At 51.7% G+C, this 16,019-nt stretch carries 17 protein-coding genes; 9 read left to right on the top strand and 8 right to left on the bottom strand.

Annotated elements, in window-relative coordinates; translation table 11 throughout:
• Positions 1–125: 125 nt before the first annotated feature.
• Entirely contained in the window at positions 126–716 is a 591-nt protein-coding gene (locus ACO0U8_RS04480; protein ID WP_056778278.1) for a Yip1 family protein, read from the top strand.
• A 75-nt stretch (positions 717–791) separates the two neighbouring features.
• Here the strand turns inward: ACO0U8_RS04480 and dld are convergent, their stop codons facing one another.
• A complete protein-coding gene (dld, locus tag ACO0U8_RS04475) occupies positions 792–2,483 on the bottom strand; it encodes a D-lactate dehydrogenase (protein WP_122096110.1) in 1,692 nt (563 codons plus the stop codon).
• Between the two features lie 162 nt (positions 2,484–2,645).
• Here dld and phnC point away from each other — a divergent pair, with 162 nt between their 5' ends.
• The 4 genes from phnC to phnE (ACO0U8_RS04455) all read left to right on the top strand — a co-directional run bounded on the left by phnC (position 2,646) and on the right by phnE (ACO0U8_RS04455) (position 6,333).
• Positions 2,646–3,482, top strand: a complete 837-nt coding sequence (gene phnC, locus ACO0U8_RS04470) for a phosphonate ABC transporter ATP-binding protein (protein ID WP_183846262.1) — start codon at positions 2,646–2,648, stop codon at positions 3,480–3,482.
• Between the two features lie 66 nt (positions 3,483–3,548).
• Positions 3,549–4,481, top strand: a complete 933-nt coding sequence (gene phnD, locus ACO0U8_RS04465) for a phosphonate ABC transporter substrate-binding protein (RefSeq protein ID WP_421670374.1) — start codon at positions 3,549–3,551, stop codon at positions 4,479–4,481.
• A 65-nt stretch (positions 4,482–4,546) separates the two neighbouring features.
• Positions 4,547–5,410, top strand: coding sequence for a phosphonate ABC transporter, permease protein PhnE (gene phnE, locus ACO0U8_RS04460; RefSeq protein WP_421670373.1), 864 nt, complete (start codon positions 4,547–4,549; stop codon positions 5,408–5,410).
• A complete protein-coding gene (gene phnE / locus ACO0U8_RS04455; protein ID WP_421670372.1) occupies positions 5,410–6,333 on the top strand; it encodes a phosphonate ABC transporter, permease protein PhnE in 924 nt (307 codons plus the stop codon). Before phnE (ACO0U8_RS04460) ends, phnE (ACO0U8_RS04455) begins: the two co-directional genes overlap by 1 nt.
• A gap of 65 nt (positions 6,334–6,398) precedes the next feature.
• Here the strand turns inward: phnE (ACO0U8_RS04455) and ACO0U8_RS04450 are convergent, their stop codons facing one another.
• Positions 6,399–7,520, bottom strand: coding sequence for a cupin domain-containing protein (locus tag ACO0U8_RS04450; RefSeq protein WP_122095820.1), 1,122 nt, complete (start codon positions 7,518–7,520; stop codon positions 6,399–6,401).
• 221 nt (positions 7,521–7,741) lie between these two features.
• Positions 7,742–9,121, bottom strand: coding sequence for an NAD-dependent succinate-semialdehyde dehydrogenase (locus tag ACO0U8_RS04445; protein WP_122095819.1), 1,380 nt, complete (start codon positions 9,119–9,121; stop codon positions 7,742–7,744).
• 360 nt (positions 9,122–9,481) lie between these two features.
• On the opposite strand from ACO0U8_RS04445, the gene ACO0U8_RS04440 reads away from it, so the two are divergent.
• Positions 9,482–9,811, top strand: coding sequence for a DHCW motif cupin fold protein (locus ACO0U8_RS04440; RefSeq protein ID WP_056778304.1), 330 nt, complete (start codon positions 9,482–9,484; stop codon positions 9,809–9,811).
• Positions 9,812–9,877: 66 nt separating this feature from the next.
• The gene (gene ddlA / locus ACO0U8_RS04435) at positions 9,878–10,975 is read left to right on the top strand and encodes a D-alanine--D-alanine ligase (RefSeq protein ID WP_421670371.1); all 1,098 of its coding nucleotides are present in this window, start codon (positions 9,878–9,880) and stop codon (positions 10,973–10,975) included.
• Between the two features lie 67 nt (positions 10,976–11,042).
• Here the strand turns inward: ddlA and ACO0U8_RS04430 are convergent, their stop codons facing one another.
• The 5 genes from ACO0U8_RS04430 to ACO0U8_RS04410 all read right to left on the bottom strand — a co-directional run bounded on the left by ACO0U8_RS04430 (position 11,043) and on the right by ACO0U8_RS04410 (position 14,273).
• Positions 11,043–12,257: an MFS transporter gene (locus tag ACO0U8_RS04430; RefSeq protein WP_421670370.1), complete on the bottom strand. Its 1,215-nt coding sequence runs from the start codon at positions 12,255–12,257 to the stop codon at positions 11,043–11,045.
• Positions 12,258–12,499: 242 nt separating this feature from the next.
• The gene (gene bhsA / locus ACO0U8_RS04425) at positions 12,500–12,757 is read right to left on the bottom strand and encodes a multiple stress resistance protein BhsA (protein WP_056779142.1); all 258 of its coding nucleotides are present in this window, start codon (positions 12,755–12,757) and stop codon (positions 12,500–12,502) included.
• A 150-nt stretch (positions 12,758–12,907) separates the two neighbouring features.
• Positions 12,908–13,165: a multiple stress resistance protein BhsA gene (gene bhsA / locus ACO0U8_RS04420; RefSeq protein ID WP_413529359.1), complete on the bottom strand. Its 258-nt coding sequence runs from the start codon at positions 13,163–13,165 to the stop codon at positions 12,908–12,910.
• A 167-nt stretch (positions 13,166–13,332) separates the two neighbouring features.
• Entirely contained in the window at positions 13,333–13,590 is a 258-nt protein-coding gene (gene bhsA, locus ACO0U8_RS04415; RefSeq protein ID WP_056778325.1) for a multiple stress resistance protein BhsA, read from the bottom strand.
• Between the two features lie 425 nt (positions 13,591–14,015).
• Positions 14,016–14,273, bottom strand: coding sequence for a hypothetical protein (locus ACO0U8_RS04410; RefSeq protein WP_122095817.1), 258 nt, complete (start codon positions 14,271–14,273; stop codon positions 14,016–14,018).
• 205 nt (positions 14,274–14,478) lie between these two features.
• On the opposite strand from ACO0U8_RS04410, the gene ACO0U8_RS04405 reads away from it, so the two are divergent.
• Positions 14,479–15,138, top strand: a complete 660-nt coding sequence (locus ACO0U8_RS04405; protein WP_183846274.1) for a TetR/AcrR family transcriptional regulator — start codon at positions 14,479–14,481, stop codon at positions 15,136–15,138.
• Entirely contained in the window at positions 15,138–16,019 is an 882-nt protein-coding gene (locus ACO0U8_RS04400) for an oxygenase MpaB family protein (protein WP_056778336.1), read from the top strand. The genes ACO0U8_RS04405 and ACO0U8_RS04400 overlap by 1 nt, the downstream gene beginning before the upstream one ends.

Raw genomic sequence — 16,019 nt, 5'->3', positions numbered from 1 at the left:
AAATCAACAATAACGGCTATAATTTAGACAGGTCGCCACCTTCCTTGTGCCTCAGTGAAACGGGCATTCCCGAAGGTTTATCACCGCACGCCGCTGGCGGCTTTCGGCGTACAAGGGGGTGTTTCATGGTAAATCATGTCTGGGGACTGTTGTCCCATCCAGGTCCCGAACTGCAACAAATCCAGCGTGAACGGGAAACCGTTTCACATGTGTATTCTCATCATGTTCTTCTGATGGCGCTTATTCCGGTTGTCTGTTCCTTTATCGGAACCACGCAGCTTGGCTGGAATTTCGGTGACGGGCAGAAACTGCTGGTTTCCATGTTCACCGCGTCCTACATCGCCGTTATTTTTTATGTTCTGATGCTCGGTGCTGTCGCCCTGATGGGGCGAATTATCTACTGGATGGCGCGTCGCTATGACAGTCGTCCGACACTCAACAACTGCATCGTGTTTGCCGGTTACGTCGCCACACCGATGTTCCTCAGCGGGATCGTCGCGTTATATCCGATGGTCTGGCTATGCCTGTTCGTCGGTATTATTGGTTTGTGCTATAGCGGATATCTGCTGTATCTCGGTATTCCGAACTTCCTGAATATCGACCGCCGCGAAGGCTTCCTGTTCTCCAGTTCAACTCTGGCCATGGGTGTTCTGGTTCTTGAGCTGCTGCTCGCGCTGACGGTGATAATGTGGGGTTACGGAACTCAGCTATTTTGATCTGCACTGCTCCCTCTCACTGCGAAGGGGAGGGAGCAACAAACTAATCCCGCATAATCCATGCACCAGGATTTGTTATTCCTGCCAGTTTTTCAACTTACTGGTTTTTCCTATTCCCGGATTGAAGCTGTTGGTGGGATCGGCCTGTTGGTAGAAGGCTTTCAGGTGCGGTTTCGCCATATACAGATGCCCGACGTTATGCTCGGCCGGGTACTCCGCGCCTTTGGCGTCGAGAAGCTCAAGCATCCTATGTTTCAGCGCCTTGCTGTTCGCGCCTTTTTTGACGATGTAATCCTGATGGAAAACGTGGCACATGAAATGGCCGTAATACAGTTTTGCCACCAGCTGGTTATCGATATCCTCCGGCAGGGTTTCAAACCATTCACGGTCATTGCGTCGCAGCGCGATGTCCAGTGCCAGAATGTCCTCCACCTCTTTTTCATGCACTGCGTGATAACGCACCGCGGCACCCGCTGCGGCGAAGCGATGCAGGAAAGCTTTTTTACCTTCATCGGCAGAACAAATAAAGAAATCGCCCTGACCGTCACTGAAGAATCGGGTCAGGAAGTTTCTGGCCTCATCAATGCCCTGACCTGACATTTTCAGCAGCAGATGATGTTCAAAACGATCGCGGTATTGTTTCATCCGTGGAGGCAGATGATTGGGCAGGGCTTTGCTCAGGCATTGCATGACGCGGTCGCTGAAGTTTTTCGGCAGAAAAGGCACTTTGCTGGCGTGGGCATCGAATTTACCTTTGGCGGTAAACATATCCGGCATTTTATCGGTGCCAAGTTTGTCGATCATCATGAAGGTGTCTTTGCCATAGACTTCGGTGATATCGAAAATGTCACGATGCATGTATTCGCCCGCAACAGGCAGATGAGTGAAGTCACGCAGGATCTGACGGCGCAGTTCAGTGAGGACGGCGGTGTCATTGGTGCCGATGTAAAACACCTGCTGCTGGGTTTCTGCCGGGAAAGTGTCGAGGCGTACCGCAAATACCGCCAGCTTTCCGGCACAACCTGAGGCCTCAAACAACCGGCGCTGATCGGCGTTAAAGCGTGACGGCGTATCTGCATCCACTTCACGAACGCGTGAGGCGTATTCGTTATCGGAGGCCAGCCGCTTATCGTGCAGGATATCGGTTTCAAGATATTCCGCTTTTTCCAGACGCGTCAGGATCTCCTCAGGCGTATCACCGAGGTTGATGCCCAGATGATTAATCAGCTTCAGCTCTCCCTGCTCATCTATCTGTGCGTAGAGTGCCATTTCGGTATAGGCCGGGCCGCGTTTGACCAGCGAACCGCCGGAGTTATTGCAGATCCCGCCGACAACGGAGGCACCGATGCAGGATGATCCGATCACCGAGTGAGGTTCCCGGTTGTATGGCTTGAGCATTTTCTCCAGCTTATAGAGTGTGCTGCCGGGAAAGCCTATCACCTGATGGCCGCCGTCGAGCAACTGGATCTTATCCAGCTTCAGCGTACTGAAAATCACAATGTCGCGGTCGTAATCGTCCCCGCTGGGCGTCGAGCCTTCGGTCAGGCCGGTATTGGCAGCCTGCATGATGACGATTTTATCGGCCGCGATGCACACTTTCAGCAGTTGCCACTGTTGCAGCAATGTCTGCGGGAATACGACCGCCAGCGCTTTGCCTCCGCCGGAGCGAAACCCTTTACGGTAGCGCTCGGTGTTGCTGTCACCGGTCAGAACATGGCGGATGCCGGCAATCTCTTTCAATGCGGCGATGAGTGTCTGATTATCCATTTCATCTTCCTTTTTTGACGTGATGCGCATTTGGCACCCCTACAATCATAGACTTATTCCCGCGCTTTTTTGTCATGCGCTGTCCATTAAATCGTCATTGATGTGTCATAAAACTCGCGCTTAATGAACGCCAGATAATGAAAGCAACCGAGAGACAGCATCATGGCGCAAGCACAACTTAAGCTGGCACAGGCTGAATATCCTCAGGCCGGGACACAGCATCTGAACAAAGTACTCGACGTCAAAGGCCTGGTGAAATCCTACAAATCCGGCCAGCGGGTTCTTGATGACATTAATTTTGATCTGCACGCCGGTGAGTTTGTCGCGGTGATTGGCCGCTCCGGTGCAGGGAAATCTACGCTGCTGCACGTTCTCAATGGCACCATTCCGTTAACCGACGGCAGCGTGGTGTGTCATTACGAAAATGGTGAACAGCAGGAGCTTGCCGGGCTGACCGGCAAAGCGTTGCGCCGCTGGCGTTCCGGTTGTGGCATGATTTTTCAGGATTTTTGCCTGGTACCGCGTCTGGATGTACTGACTAACGTGTTGCTCGGGCGTCTGAGCCATACTTCAACGTTCAAATCATTCTTTAACCAGTTTAACGACGAAGACCGCGCCCGGGCGATTTCCCTGCTGGAATGGCTGCACATGTTGCCGCATGCGTTACAACGCGCCGAAAATCTTTCCGGCGGGCAGATGCAGCGGGTGGCGATATGTCGCGCACTGATGCAAAACCCCAAAATTTTGCTGGCCGATGAACCCGTTGCTTCTCTCGATCCAAAAAATACCCTGCGCATCATGAATGCACTGAAAAAAGTCAGCGAAGAAAATATCGCAGTGATGGTGAATTTGCATTCCGTCGAACTGGTGAAAGATTATTGCACCCGTGTTATTGGCATTGCGAAAGGGCAAATTATATTTGATGGTCATCCTGATCAGTTAACTGACGGGATCCTGCATCAGTTATACGGTGAGGAACATGAAGCCGTAGCGGTTTAATTATAAGACTCAATTTTGGCACGCTTTATTTCTACTTTCTCTCAATCTACACAAGGTTACCATTACATGAAGAAGTTATTACGTCTGGCAGTCTTTGTTGCAGGTTCCTTTACCGCAATGCACGGCATGGCAGAAGATGCGCCTAAAGAACTGAACTTAGGTATTTTGGGCGGGCAGAATGCGACTCAGCAAATCGGGGATAATCAGTGCGTCAAAGATTTCTTCGATAAAGAATTAAATGTGGATACTAAACTGCGTAATTCCTCCGATTATTCAGGTGTTATTCAGGGTTTATTAGGCAAGAAAGTCGACATGGTATTAAGTATGTCTCCGTCGTCTTTCGCGTCGGTTTATATTAATAACCCGAAAGCAGTGGATCTGGTGGGTATTGTGATCGACGATACTGACAAATCCCGCGGCTATCACTCGGTTGTCGTGGTCAAAGCCGACAGCCCGTACCAGAAAATTTCTGATCTGAAAGGTAAATCCTTTGGCTTCGCTGACCCGGATTCCACCTCCGGTTACCTGATCCCGAATCAGGCGTTCAAGAAAGAGTTTGGCGGCACAACGGATAATAAATACAACAACTTCTTCTCCAGCGTTACCTTCTCCGGCGGCCATGAGCAGGACATTCTTGGCGTGCTGAACGGCCAGTTCGAAGGCGCGGTGACCTGGGCTTCAATGATTGGTGACCGTGAAACCGGTTATACCTCAGGGGCATTCAACCGAATGATCCGTATGGACCATCCGGATCTGATGAAGAAAATCCGTATCATCTGGGAATCTCCGCTGATCCCTAACGGCCCGATTTTAGTGCGCAGCGATTTGCCACCGGCATTTAAAGCCAAGCTGGTTTCTGCCATCAAGAAACTGGATAAAGAAGACCACGCCTGCTTCGTGAAAGCCGTCGGCGGTAAACAACACATCGGTGAAACGTCGCTGGCGGAATATCAGCAGATAATCGATATGAAGCGCGAGCTGACTAAAGGCGGTCGTTAATCCGTAGTTTCCTCCTCCTTTTCAGGGGGAGGAATTATTATTATCTGTAAACCGGAAATATTATTTTGAATAAAGATTTCAATCGTTATTATCAGCAGGTGCGCGGGAAACAAAAGCGTGAAGCGCTGATCTGGTCAGGATTGATGCTGGTTTTATATCTTTGGTCAGGCAATGTTTCCGAGCTAAATCTGAAGACCATTATTGTTTCCGCGCCGAGTTTTTTTGATTATATCGGTGAAACGGTGCCGGTATTGCACTGGCCGTTGTTATTTGCTGATGGTCATACTGAAGGATCTTTTGCTTACTGGGGTTACCGGCTTAATATTCAGTTGCCGCTGATCTGGGAAACTATTCAGCTGGCACTTTCGTCGACGATTTTATCCACCGCGCTGGCCATTATTCTGGCATTTCTTGCCGCCAATAATACCGATTCGCCAAAATGGATAAAATTCAGTATCCGCACGTTTGTCGCTTTCTTACGCACCATGCCGGAACTGGCCTGGGCGGTGATGTGCGTCATGGCTTTTGGCGTGGGGGCAATCCCCGGTTTTATCGCGCTGACATTACATACCGTTGGCAGCCTGACCAAATTGTTTTACGAATCCATTGAAACCGCCTCGGATAAACCGGTGCGTGGCCTGCGTGCCTGCGGCGCAGGGCGCCTGCAGCGCATGCGTTTCGCCATGTGGCCGCAGGTGAAACCGATTTTCCTGTCTTACAGTTTTATGCGCCTTGAGATCAACTTCCGTCAGTCCACCATTCTCGGGCTGGTCGGTGCCGGTGGCATCGGGCAGGAACTGATGACCTCAATCAAACTCGACCGTTATGATCAGGTCAGCATGACCTTACTGCTGATTATCTTGGTGGTATCGATAATGGATTATCTCTCAGGAAAACTGCGCAAAAGCGTTGTGGAGGGCACTTTCTGATGTTAACCGATGCGCTTGAACCTCATGTTGTCAGCAGCCTGAAACAACAGCACGGACATTTGTTTGCTGCGCAGCGCCGCTATCTGCGCTACCTCGCGATACTGGCCGTGGTGATTACGCTGTATTACGTCTACTTTTTCAGTTACTTCGGCATTCCGTGGAGCGAAGTGATGCGCGGCAGCCGTGAAGTCGGGCGCTATTTCCTGCGCATGTTCGTCTGGCACAACGTCTCCGAATGGCCGTTTATGTACTATTTTTCGCAAATTGGCATCACGCTGGCGATAGTCTTTGCCGGCACGATCACCGCCTCTTTCCTGGCATTGCCGTTGTCATTTCTGGCTGCGCGAAACGTGATGAACACTCCCTTGCTCAGACCTGTTTCGCTGATCGTTCGCCGGCTTCTTGACGTGCTGCGCGGGCTGGATATGGCGATCTGGGGGCTGATTTTCGTTCGCGCCGTTGGTATGGGGCCGCTGGCAGGCGTGCTGGCGATAGTGATGCAGGATTTAGGGTTACTGGGCAAATTATTCGCCGAAGGGCATGAAGCCGTGGAACGCTCGCCAAGCCGTGGCCTGCGGGCGCTGGGCGCTTCACCGCTGCAAACCCACCGCTTTGGTATCTTTACCCAGTCGTTCCCGACCTTCCTTGCACTGTCGCTGTATCAGATTGAATCCAACACCCGTTCTGCCGCGGTGCTCGGCTTTGTCGGGGCAGGGGGGATTGGCCTGGTGTATGCGGAAAATATGCGGCTGTGGAACTGGGATGTGGTGATGTTTATCACGCTTATTCTGGTGGCTATCGTCATGATCATGGACAAGATTTCCGCGATGCTGCGGGCGAAATATATTCAGGGTGAAGAGATAGCGCTGTTTGAGCCTGAAGTGCGGAGATCGAAAACGCCGGTCGAGCTTTACCGGCCATAAAAAGCGGAATAAAAAAGGCGGCGTCCTGTTGGATGCCGCCTTTTTCGTTTCAACCGCGTCAGTTTTTACTCGTCAAAAAACCAGTAACCCTGATTCACCAGATCGGTGAGTACAGCGATAAACTCCGGATCCTGTACCGCGTTCCCCAGCTCATTTTTACTGATGCAGGTGTAACGGCACAACGCATCGGCCGCCTTCACGTTATCGGTTTCCAGCGCTTCGCTGTTCACGAAGAAACGCCCACCCACATTCAGCACGCGCAGGCCGCTGAGACGGGTCAGGCTGTCGCCCTGCGTCAGGGCATCGACAATTTCGTGAGCTTCAAACGGCGGTTCAGCGGGAGCGATGTCCAGTTCATGGCGAGGCGTGGTGGCGAAGCGTCCGAACCATTGTTTAAAGGATTCCGGCTCATTGATAAGCTCGTGCATCATATTGCGCACACGATCCAGTTCGTATTCTTCAACTTTGCCCACATGCTCGCGCAGTGTCAGATCCGGGTCGCTGTAGTGGTTGCCACCGAGATCGTTTTCCAGCGCATAGTCCGCAAAGCTGCTGATGAAATCACGGGTGTTCGGGCCACGAAAACCGACGGAATAATTCAGCGCCGTTTCATGGGTGAAACCGTCATGCGGGAAGCCTGGCGGAATATACAGAATGTCGCCAGGTTCCAGATCTTCATCAATGATTGGCGTGAAAGGATCGACGTGTAATAACGCCGGATGCGGGCAAAACTGGCGCATCGGCAAAGCATCTCCCACACGCCAGCGGCGGCTGCCCATGCCCTGAATGATAAATACGTCATATTGATCGATATGCGGGCCGACACCGCCGCCCGGCACGGAATAGGAGATCATCAGATCGTCGAGACGCCAGTCAGGCAGTACCCGGAACGGGCGAACCAGTTCGGCAGAAGGCGCGTGCCAGTGGTTAACCGCCTGCGCCAGCAATGACCAGCCGGTTTCACCCAAATTATCGAAATGTTCGAAAGGCCCGTTGCTCGCCTGCCATTGCCCGTTCTTATGGCTGACCAGGCGGCTGTCCACCTCAGGTTCCATCGCAAGGCCGGCTAACTCATCCGGAGTGATCGGATCGACAAAGTTTGTGAACGCTTTTTTGATAATAACAGGTTGTTTTTGCCAGTATTTTTCTAAAAACTCTGGCCAGTCGAGATTGAGTTCATACGCCATGTGATTCACCAGTGGAAAGACAAACAGCCCCGATTATAGAGAGGCTGTATGCAATACCGCTTTGTCGTGGGTCAAGGCTACCCGTCATAATTCAAACCGCAGGGGCGTTGGCGACATTCAGTCACCCGAATCACTGGCATCAGTCAGCTCATCGGGTTTCCTTCGCTTGCGGCCTTCCTGCCGCCTGAATTATTTTGGGTACAGAACTCTGGTTGAAATAGTTACGATTTCGCAGCCAGCACGACCAGTTTCTGGTTCACAAATTCTTTGATCCCCAGATCTGACAGCTCGCGACCAAAACCTGAGCGCTTAACCCCACCAAATGGCAGTTCAGCGGCGGTGTCTGTCGGTGAGTTGACATATACCATGCCGGTTTCAATCTGGCTTGCCAGCTTACGGGCACGGTCCATGTCTTTGGTGAAGACCGAACCGCCGAGGCCGTAGTGCGAGTCATTGGCAAGTTTCACCAGTTCCTCATCATTTTTCACCACATACACCTGGGCGACCGGGCCAAAGAACTCTTCAAAATATGCCGGATTGTCGCGGGTAATGTGCGTCAGAATCGTTGGCTCGAAGAAATTACCCGGATTGTCTGTCACCTTTTTACCGCCAAAGTGCAGTTTCGCCCCGTGTTTTACGGCGTCATCCACCTGCTTGCTCAGCGTTTTCACCGCATCGGCAGAGGACAACGGGCCCAGCGTGGTGGATTTATCCAGCGGATCGCCCATCTTCAGCGCTTTAAAGTGATCGGTGAATTTTTTCAGGAATTCATCGGCGACTTTTTCATGAATGATGAAACGTTTGGCCGCGGTACACACCTGACCTGCGTTGGAGATACGTGCCTGCGCACCGGCTTTAGCCGCTTTATCGATATCCGCATCGTCGAGCACGGCAAACACGTCGTTCCCGCCCAGCTCCAGCGTGGATTTTTTCAGCTTACCGGCAGCACGGGCTGCGACCACGGCACCGGCTTTTTCCGAACCGGTCAGCGCCACGCCCTGAACTCGGTCATCGTCAATGATTGACGCGACCTGATCCTGCGAAATAAACAGGTTGGTATAAGCACCTTTAGGCGCACCGGCTTCGGTCACCAGTTTTTCAAAGGTTTCCGCACAGTGCGGCACAATGCTGGCGTGTTTCACAATCACGCTGTTACCGGAAGCCAGGTTCGGTGCCAGAACACGCATCAGCTGGTAGAACGGGAAGTTCCACGGTTCGACGGCCATGATCACGCCGATAGGATGGTGCTCTACCCAGGCTTCACCCAGGTCTGACTTATAAGGCACAGGTTTGAGGAATTCTTCCGCTTTTTCGGCATAGAATTTCGCAATGTCTGCGCAAATTTGCACTTCGCCACGGCTTTGCTCAATAAGCTTGCCCATCTCGACGCTGACAATTTTGGCCAGTTCATCGACGCGCGATGACATGATTTCCGACAGCTTATGCAGGACTTTCACACGTTGCTGGATATCGCCCTGTGCCCAGTCGGATTTGTACAACGCATGGGCGGTGGCCAGCGTTTCCTCGACCTGCTTATCGTTGTGCGTCTGGTATTCTTTGATGAGTTTGTTGTTGAACGGATTTATCGTTTGATATGGCATGTGGTGCTCCTTGTTTTGTGGCGCGCCGCTTTAAAAATCAGCCGCGCGTTGGAATTGAGGTGCGTACGCCTTTCTGCGTTATGTTTCCGCTGTCTCATTCGAACAATAAGCATAGTCGATAAAACGTGAAGTCTGTCGCACAGACACCTCCGGCAACACAGTCTTTTCACCGTATTTTGGCTGCCTGCTTACAGGCCACAGCCCGCGAGGGCTGCGGGCTGTCTCTGAGATTAATCGTCTTTACGTAACTTTTCTTCCAAAGCCGGTTTTGTCTCCCGTGGTTTTGTTTTAGCAAGCGATTGATAAATTAAGCGCTCACTTTTATGCTGGCTTTCCTTGTTTTCCGACACTGAGAAATTCATGAAGCTTGATGCGATTCCGTTTTGCACCACCGACTGGCGCGAGGTCACGCCGACTCAGCATCCGGGCGATGTGGGGATGGCGCTGTGGCGCACCCAGAAATTTGGCGATATACGCGTTCGCATTGTGGAATATTCCGCCGGTTATGAAGCAGATCACTGGTGCAGCAAGGGCCACGTTCTGTTTTGTCTGGAAGGTGAATTGCACACGCGCCTGGAGGATGGCCGCACGTTTACGCTTTCTCCGGGGATGAGTTATCAGGTGGCGGACAATGCAGAGGCGCATCGTTCATCGACGCCGGTTGGCGCGAAATTATTTGTGGTTGACTAGTTTTAAGCCAAAACGTTAACAGAAAAATTCGCTGCCAGCCCTCACGCTGGCAGCAAGGAGCAGCAGGTGAGTAAATTACGGGTAGGCATCATTTTTGGTGGTAAATCGGCAGAACATGAAGTGTCATTGCAGTCGGCGAAAAACATAGTCGATGCCATTGATAAAAAACGTTTTGATGTGACGTTATTGGGTATTGATAAGAAAGGCGAATGGCATATTAATGATGCCAGCAACTACCTGATCAACGCTGAAAACCCCTCGCTGATTGCCCTTAACCGCTCGAATAATCAGGTCGCGCTGATCCCCGGTCAGACCGAAAATCAGTTAATCGAAACCCACAGCGCCAGTGCGTTGTCGCAGGTGGATGTGATCTTCCCGATTGTCCACGGTACGCTGGGGGAAGACGGCTCTTTGCAGGGTTTACTGCGCATGGCGAATATCGCGTTTGTCGGCTCCGGCGTTTTAGGGTCGGCAGTCAGCATGGACAAAGACGTGACCAAGCGTTTGCTGCGCGATGCCGGGCTTTCCGTCGCACCATTCGTCTGTCTGACCCGCGCGAATCGTCAGAAAAACACCTTTGCCAGTGTTTCGCAGCAACTCGGTTTGCCGTTATTTATCAAACCGGCGAATCAGGGATCATCGGTCGGTGTGAGTAAAATCAGCGATGAGGCCGGTTACCTTCGTGCTCTGGATGACGCGTTCAGCTTCGACCATAAAGTATTGGTGGAGTCGGCAATCAAAGGCCGCGAAATTGAATGCGCGGTATTAGGCAACGATCATCCGCAGGCCAGCGTGTGCGGCGAAGTGATCCTGCATGACGACTTCTACTCTTACGATACCAAATATATCAATGAGTCCGGCGCATCCATCGCTGTTCCCGCGGATTTGCCACCGGAAACACACGACCGCATTCGTGCAATCGCATTACAGGCATTTCAGGTACTGGAATGTCGCGGCATGGCGCGGGTCGATGTCTTCCTGACGGAGCAGGGTGATGTGGTGATCAACGAGATCAATACCTTGCCGGGCTTCACCAATATCAGCATGTACCCGAAACTCTGGGCAGCCAGTGGTTTAGGTTACACTGACCTGATCACCCGCCTGATTGAACTGGCGCTGGAGCAACATCAGCAGGACAACCAGCTCAAAAGCTCGGCTAACTGACCGGCGGGTTTTACGGGAGTATGAAGAAGGCAGGGAGATCTCTGCCTTTTGTGTTTTGTGATGCTAATTACGCCCGGTAGCGCCAGAGCAGAAGGGCGACACCGGCCAGACTGGTGAGTGAAACGCTATAAAGTGCTGTCGCGGCCCCGGTATTTTCTGCCAGATATCCGGCAATGCCGGTAGCGATAGCGGCAATGAACACCTGTCCGCGCCAGGCGAGGGCGCTGGCCCGCGCAACATCCGCGTCCTGAAAATGTCTCAGTACGCCGAAAGTCCCCAATGCAAACACCACGTTTGAGGCCAGATGCGCAATGAAGATGAGCGCCAGTGCGGCAAGCGGCCATAAGGCAACGTGCGGTAACAGAAAATATCCGCCCAGAAACAGCGTCAGACATAACAAAAGCCGCAGATTGCTGGCGCCGTAATGCCGCAGTTTATCTGCATTGAGCAGCAGCGGGCCGCAAAGTTGCCCCAGACTGCGCGCAAACAACAACGGCAGTGCCAGGCTGGCCGTATCCTGCGGTTGCATTTGTTGCGCCAGAGCCGGTAACAATGCCATCGCCGGAGAACCCACCGCCGCGAGTGCCGGTAGCAGCAAGACGCTTCGTTTTTGCAAAGGCGTAAACGTTTTCCAGTGTAGGAACGGTTTTGCATCGGTGTCAGGCGGGGCAGCAGTGGGGGAACACGTTTTGAAGAGGGCTAATGATCCGGCCAGCAGAGCCGCAGAGGCTGCAAAACTCAGCGCATCCAGGGCCAGCAGGCTAAGCGGTGAAAACAGATCAAACAGTAAAATGCCCAATCCTGTGCCAAGCAATACCTGCGCCGAAAAAATCAGTGTTTCAAGCGCCGTGGCCGCCGGCAGTTCTTCAGTGCTAAGTCCGCGTTTGAACAACAGCGTCAGCGCCGGATAACTCATGCCGCTAAATAAAGCCTCCGCAGACTGAACGGCCAGCAGTGCCGGGATATTATGCGTAAGCACACCATACAGCGGCATTATCAGGGCCAGCATACCGAGTAATTCACACAGGATCAGAATGCGCAGCGGTGACATTTTCCGGCAAAGTCTTTCGCCCCAGACACTGCCGAAAAAACCGGGCAGCGTTGCGAGCATATACGCGAGTGTCAGTGTCGCGGGCGAAGCCTGCCAGCGCAGCAGCTGACCAAAAACCACTACCTGCGTCAGACCATTTCCGAGCGAGGATAAAATAAAGGCACAACCCAGCAGACGCAGCCAGCGGTGACTGCGTAATGCGCGTATCAGCGCATGCAATAGCGAATTCATGAATGAGATTCTCATCTGAAATAACAGAAACCCCCGTATTGCCTGGAGGCAACAGGGATATAAAAACTGTCAGCGATGAGAATTCGTTACATTGGAATGAAGAACCTGAATGGAAACGTAAGACAAAAATGTAGCACAAAAAGAAGGGGATGAAAGCGTGTGAAGTGATTTGTCGGATCGCAGGCACGAAAAAGGCGGCAAACGCCGCCTCTTCTGCTTACTGCCTGCTTATACCATCAGACTTATTTGTACAGTTCAGCTGTACCGTACAGATGATTGTCGCCTGACGCACCGATGATGCGGTAAGAACTTGCACCGGCTTCGCTGGCTTTAGCACTCAGTTTGTTCTGCAGGCTGGTCAGGCTGTTACCTGCTGTTGCGCTGACAACACCGATTGCTTGCTGATCTGCTGGTGCAGACTGAACTTCAGTTGCTGCCAGCGTTGAGAATGAAGCGGTAGCCAGTGCGAGAGCGGCAAGAGTCATAGTGATGTTTTTCATAATATTTTCCTCAATTCGTTTTTTAAGCTTTGCCCGGCGTTGTTACCAACGTTCATTTATTGTGCAAAGCTGTCTTCTGTCCGATTTAGCATTTAAGTTATTAATGGATAATTTAAATGCTGATTACCCTGGTGCTAAGGTCCTGCGTGCTTATTTATACAGCTCAGCAGTACCGTAAAGATGGTTGTCACCGGAAGCACCAATGATGCGGTAAGAACTTGCACCGGCTTCGCTGGCTTTCGCGTTCAGCTTGTTCTGCAGGCTGGTCAGGCTGTTACCGGACGTGGCGCTAACCACACCAATGGCTTGCTGACCTGCCGGAGCAGACTGAACTTCAGTCGCGGCCAGGGTGGAGAAAGAAGCGGTAGCCAGTGCGAGAGCGGCGAGAGTCATAGTGATGTTTTTCATGATGTCTTCCTTTTGATTCTGTTTATCAGCAGATGATTATTCAGTCCGACGTTATTAATTAACGTTCGATAAGTAAATCTTAGACCTGGATCACATTCTGCGCAACTTATTTATTTATTAATCGTTAACTAATTGTGCGGAACAATCTGCTAACGCGTTCATCATTCTTATTTGTAGATCTCAGCAGTGCCGTACAGATGGTTGTCACCGGAAGCACCGATGATGCGGTATGAACTTGCACCGGCTTCAGTGGCTTTTGCATTCAGTTTTGACTGCAGGGTACTCAGGTCACCATTAGATGAGGCACTGATGGTACCGACGACTTGCTGGGAAGCGGGTGCTGACTGAACTTCTGTTGCTGCCAGTGTTGAGAAAGACGCGGTGGCGAGTGTCAGTGCTGCGATGCTCATTGCGATAGTTTTCATGATGTTTAATCCTGTGCGTTATTTTTTGGTCGGGGCCACTTGTTCAGAGGCCTCAGTTTTCAGGTCAACGTTATTTATTAGTTAACGTTCGATAAGTAAATGTTAGAGGTTGGCGACAGTTTGTGCAAGATGTTTTTTTAATGAGCGTTAACTTATTGTGCTGTGACAGAGATCACATGAAAAGGCCGGTTTGTTTGGTTTTCGTTAATTTTATGTTTTTAAACTACTTCCCCGCACGAATGAAAACTGCTTATCCAATTTTGTGCTGAATGAATCATTAATGATCGCTAGGTTAATGGTTGGTTCTGACGGGGGAGGGTGTTAAAACTGGGGGCGTTCTTACCGGAAGAGTAAAAGATAAGGCGACCAGGGCCGCCTTATCGTGATTCCTGCGCTGAGAGTCAGTCGTCAGTCGCCCGGTTCTTCTAATAGTAGATAGAAGCGGGTGTATGACCAGAGGCTGACGGAGCAGGTGGCTGAGTCGGAGAAGTTGAAATACGGCCTTGTGAGGTTTTTTTACTCACATAGGTACCGGGTTTGCAGTAATTGCTGTCCCCGGTCACATTGACCATGGCCACTTCCTGACTCAGTAAAGGCATCATGATAACCTGCTGTGCGGCAACATTGGCAACCGGGACAGCGGTTAAAGCCATAACTGCAAGAAGGATTTTAAGATTACTCATGATGTTACGTCCTGGGTGTGTTACGTGTAAAAACGCTTATAGCTTGTGCAGCTTTGCGGGTTTGAGTGATTTTCTTATCGCTCGATAATTAAATGATAATCTCCGCTGGACTTGTGCGCAACTATTTTTAATAATGATCGTTAAGTTATTTTTATAACGAATAGTTTTAACAACCATAATCACAATGGTGATGGAAGGAGGGTGTATGAGCACTGAACAGACGGCTTTGGTCCGGAAAAGTCGCGGTCGCCCAAAACAGTTTGACCGTGGAACTGCTCTGAGCAAGGCCTTGAATTTATTCTGGCGCCACGGCTATGAGGCCACGTCGCTGGCGGATCTGGTCGAAGCGACAGGTGCAAAAGCGCCCACGCTGTATGCCGAATTCGGTAATAAAGAAGGGCTATTTCGCGCAGCCGTTGAACATTATCTGACTAACTTTTACGAAAAGAGCTCATGTTTATTGAGCAAAACAGATTTGTCCGTCGAAGAAACCATCGGCCAGTATCTGCGGGCTATCGCGGAGCTGTTTACAGACTGCGACACGCCGAGCGGCTGCTTTATGATCAGCGCCTCGTCCGGGATGTCTTCATCCTCTGCGGATATCGCAGAAATGCTGCGCGCACGCCATCTCTCTCAGGAACGCTCATTGTTTGAGTTCTTTGAGAAAAGAAAACAGGCTGGCGAAATGCCCTCTGTGACTGACAGCGCACTGCTGGCGAAATACCTCGCCTGTACGATTCAGGGCTTCTCGGTTCAGGCACGCGATGGCGCCTCTTCCGCCCAGCTGAATCAGCTGATTGACGTAGTCATGAACATCTGGCCACAGCTGAGCAGGGCAACGGTAGTCAGCACTGCTGCGCATTGATGAGTCCTGATGCATGGGTAAGAAAGAGAATTGAACGCCAGGTGCTGAGTCTTTCGGGCCTGGCATCCGGTGGTATCGATTTTGAACATCCGCCGGGCGATCCGGGGCTGTTTGGCCCGGAAAGCGTGACCTGGCGGGTGCATGGCGATTTTACTTCTATGCTGTGCGGCGGCGTCAGTGCCTTACTGTTGCAGATGCTTCATCCGCTGGCGCTTGCCGGTGTCTGGGATCACTCCTCATTTCGTGAAGACATGCTTGGCCGCTTGCGGCGCACCAGCCAGTTTGTTTCCTGCACCACCTTCGGACCGACGCGCGATGCCAATGCGTTAATCGAAAAAGTAAAATCCATTCATTTACGTGTGACCGGCACGGATGCTTTTGGCACGCCGTATGCCGCCAGTGACCCGCAGTTGCTGGTCTGGGTACACGTCACCGAAGCCTACAGTTTTCTGCAATCCCATCTTCGTTACCGCAATCCGGCACTCAGTCTGGACGATCAGAATCGTTATTATCAGGAATTCGCCCGTGTGGCGGAAAGTCTGGGTTCTGCCAACGTTCCGGACAGCGTGGCAGCCGTAGAGGCTTATCTGCAGGCCATGCGCCCGCAGTTACGCTGTGATGAACGCACGCGGGAAGTGGTGAGATTGTTGCAAAATGCCCCCGCCCCAAGCCGTCTGGCAAAGCCGGTTGGCAGCCTGATGATTCAGGCGGGCATAGAATTATTGCCTGACTGGGCGGCCAGGCAACTGGGTATTTCCATTTTCAGGCCGAAACGTCAAATGTTGCGTTTCGCCATCCGCCGCATTGCCAGCGTGCTGCGCTGGGCGGTAAGAAACGGCTCATGGCACCGCGCCATGCGCCGTATGGGACGTCTTAACTGA

Source organism: Rahnella sp. EDr1-12, assembly GCF_049206505.1.
In the GTDB taxonomy this organism is placed as follows: Bacteria; Pseudomonadota; Gammaproteobacteria; order Enterobacterales; family Enterobacteriaceae; genus Rahnella; species Rahnella rivi.
This window is presented reverse-complemented; position numbering and strand designations above follow the sequence as displayed.

Coding starts and splice junctions, on each gene's coding strand:
- ACO0U8_RS04480 (WP_056778278.1), top strand. CDS start 126: ATGGTAAATCATGTCTGGGGACTGTTGTCCCATCCAGGTCCCGAACTG.
- dld (WP_122096110.1), bottom strand. CDS start 2,483: ATGGATAATCAGACACTCATCGCCGCATTGAAAGAGATTGCCGGCATC.
- phnC (WP_183846262.1), top strand. CDS start 2,646: ATGGCGCAAGCACAACTTAAGCTGGCACAGGCTGAATATCCTCAGGCC.
- phnD (WP_421670374.1), top strand. CDS start 3,549: ATGAAGAAGTTATTACGTCTGGCAGTCTTTGTTGCAGGTTCCTTTACC.
- phnE (WP_421670372.1), top strand. CDS start 5,410: ATGTTAACCGATGCGCTTGAACCTCATGTTGTCAGCAGCCTGAAACAA.
- ACO0U8_RS04450 (WP_122095820.1), bottom strand. CDS start 7,520: ATGGCGTATGAACTCAATCTCGACTGGCCAGAGTTTTTAGAAAAATAC.
- ACO0U8_RS04445 (WP_122095819.1), bottom strand. CDS start 9,121: ATGCCATATCAAACGATAAATCCGTTCAACAACAAACTCATCAAAGAA.
- ACO0U8_RS04440 (WP_056778304.1), top strand. CDS start 9,482: ATGAAGCTTGATGCGATTCCGTTTTGCACCACCGACTGGCGCGAGGTC.
- ACO0U8_RS04430 (WP_421670370.1), bottom strand. CDS start 12,257: ATGAATTCGCTATTGCATGCGCTGATACGCGCATTACGCAGTCACCGC.
- bhsA (WP_056779142.1), bottom strand. CDS start 12,757: ATGAAAAACATCACTATGACTCTTGCCGCTCTCGCACTGGCTACCGCT.
- bhsA (WP_413529359.1), bottom strand. CDS start 13,165: ATGAAAAACATCACTATGACTCTCGCCGCTCTCGCACTGGCTACCGCT.
- bhsA (WP_056778325.1), bottom strand. CDS start 13,590: ATGAAAACTATCGCAATGAGCATCGCAGCACTGACACTCGCCACCGCG.
- ACO0U8_RS04410 (WP_122095817.1), bottom strand. CDS start 14,273: ATGAGTAATCTTAAAATCCTTCTTGCAGTTATGGCTTTAACCGCTGTC.
- ACO0U8_RS04405 (WP_183846274.1), top strand. CDS start 14,479: ATGAGCACTGAACAGACGGCTTTGGTCCGGAAAAGTCGCGGTCGCCCA.
- ACO0U8_RS04400 (WP_056778336.1), top strand. CDS start 15,138: ATGAGTCCTGATGCATGGGTAAGAAAGAGAATTGAACGCCAGGTGCTG.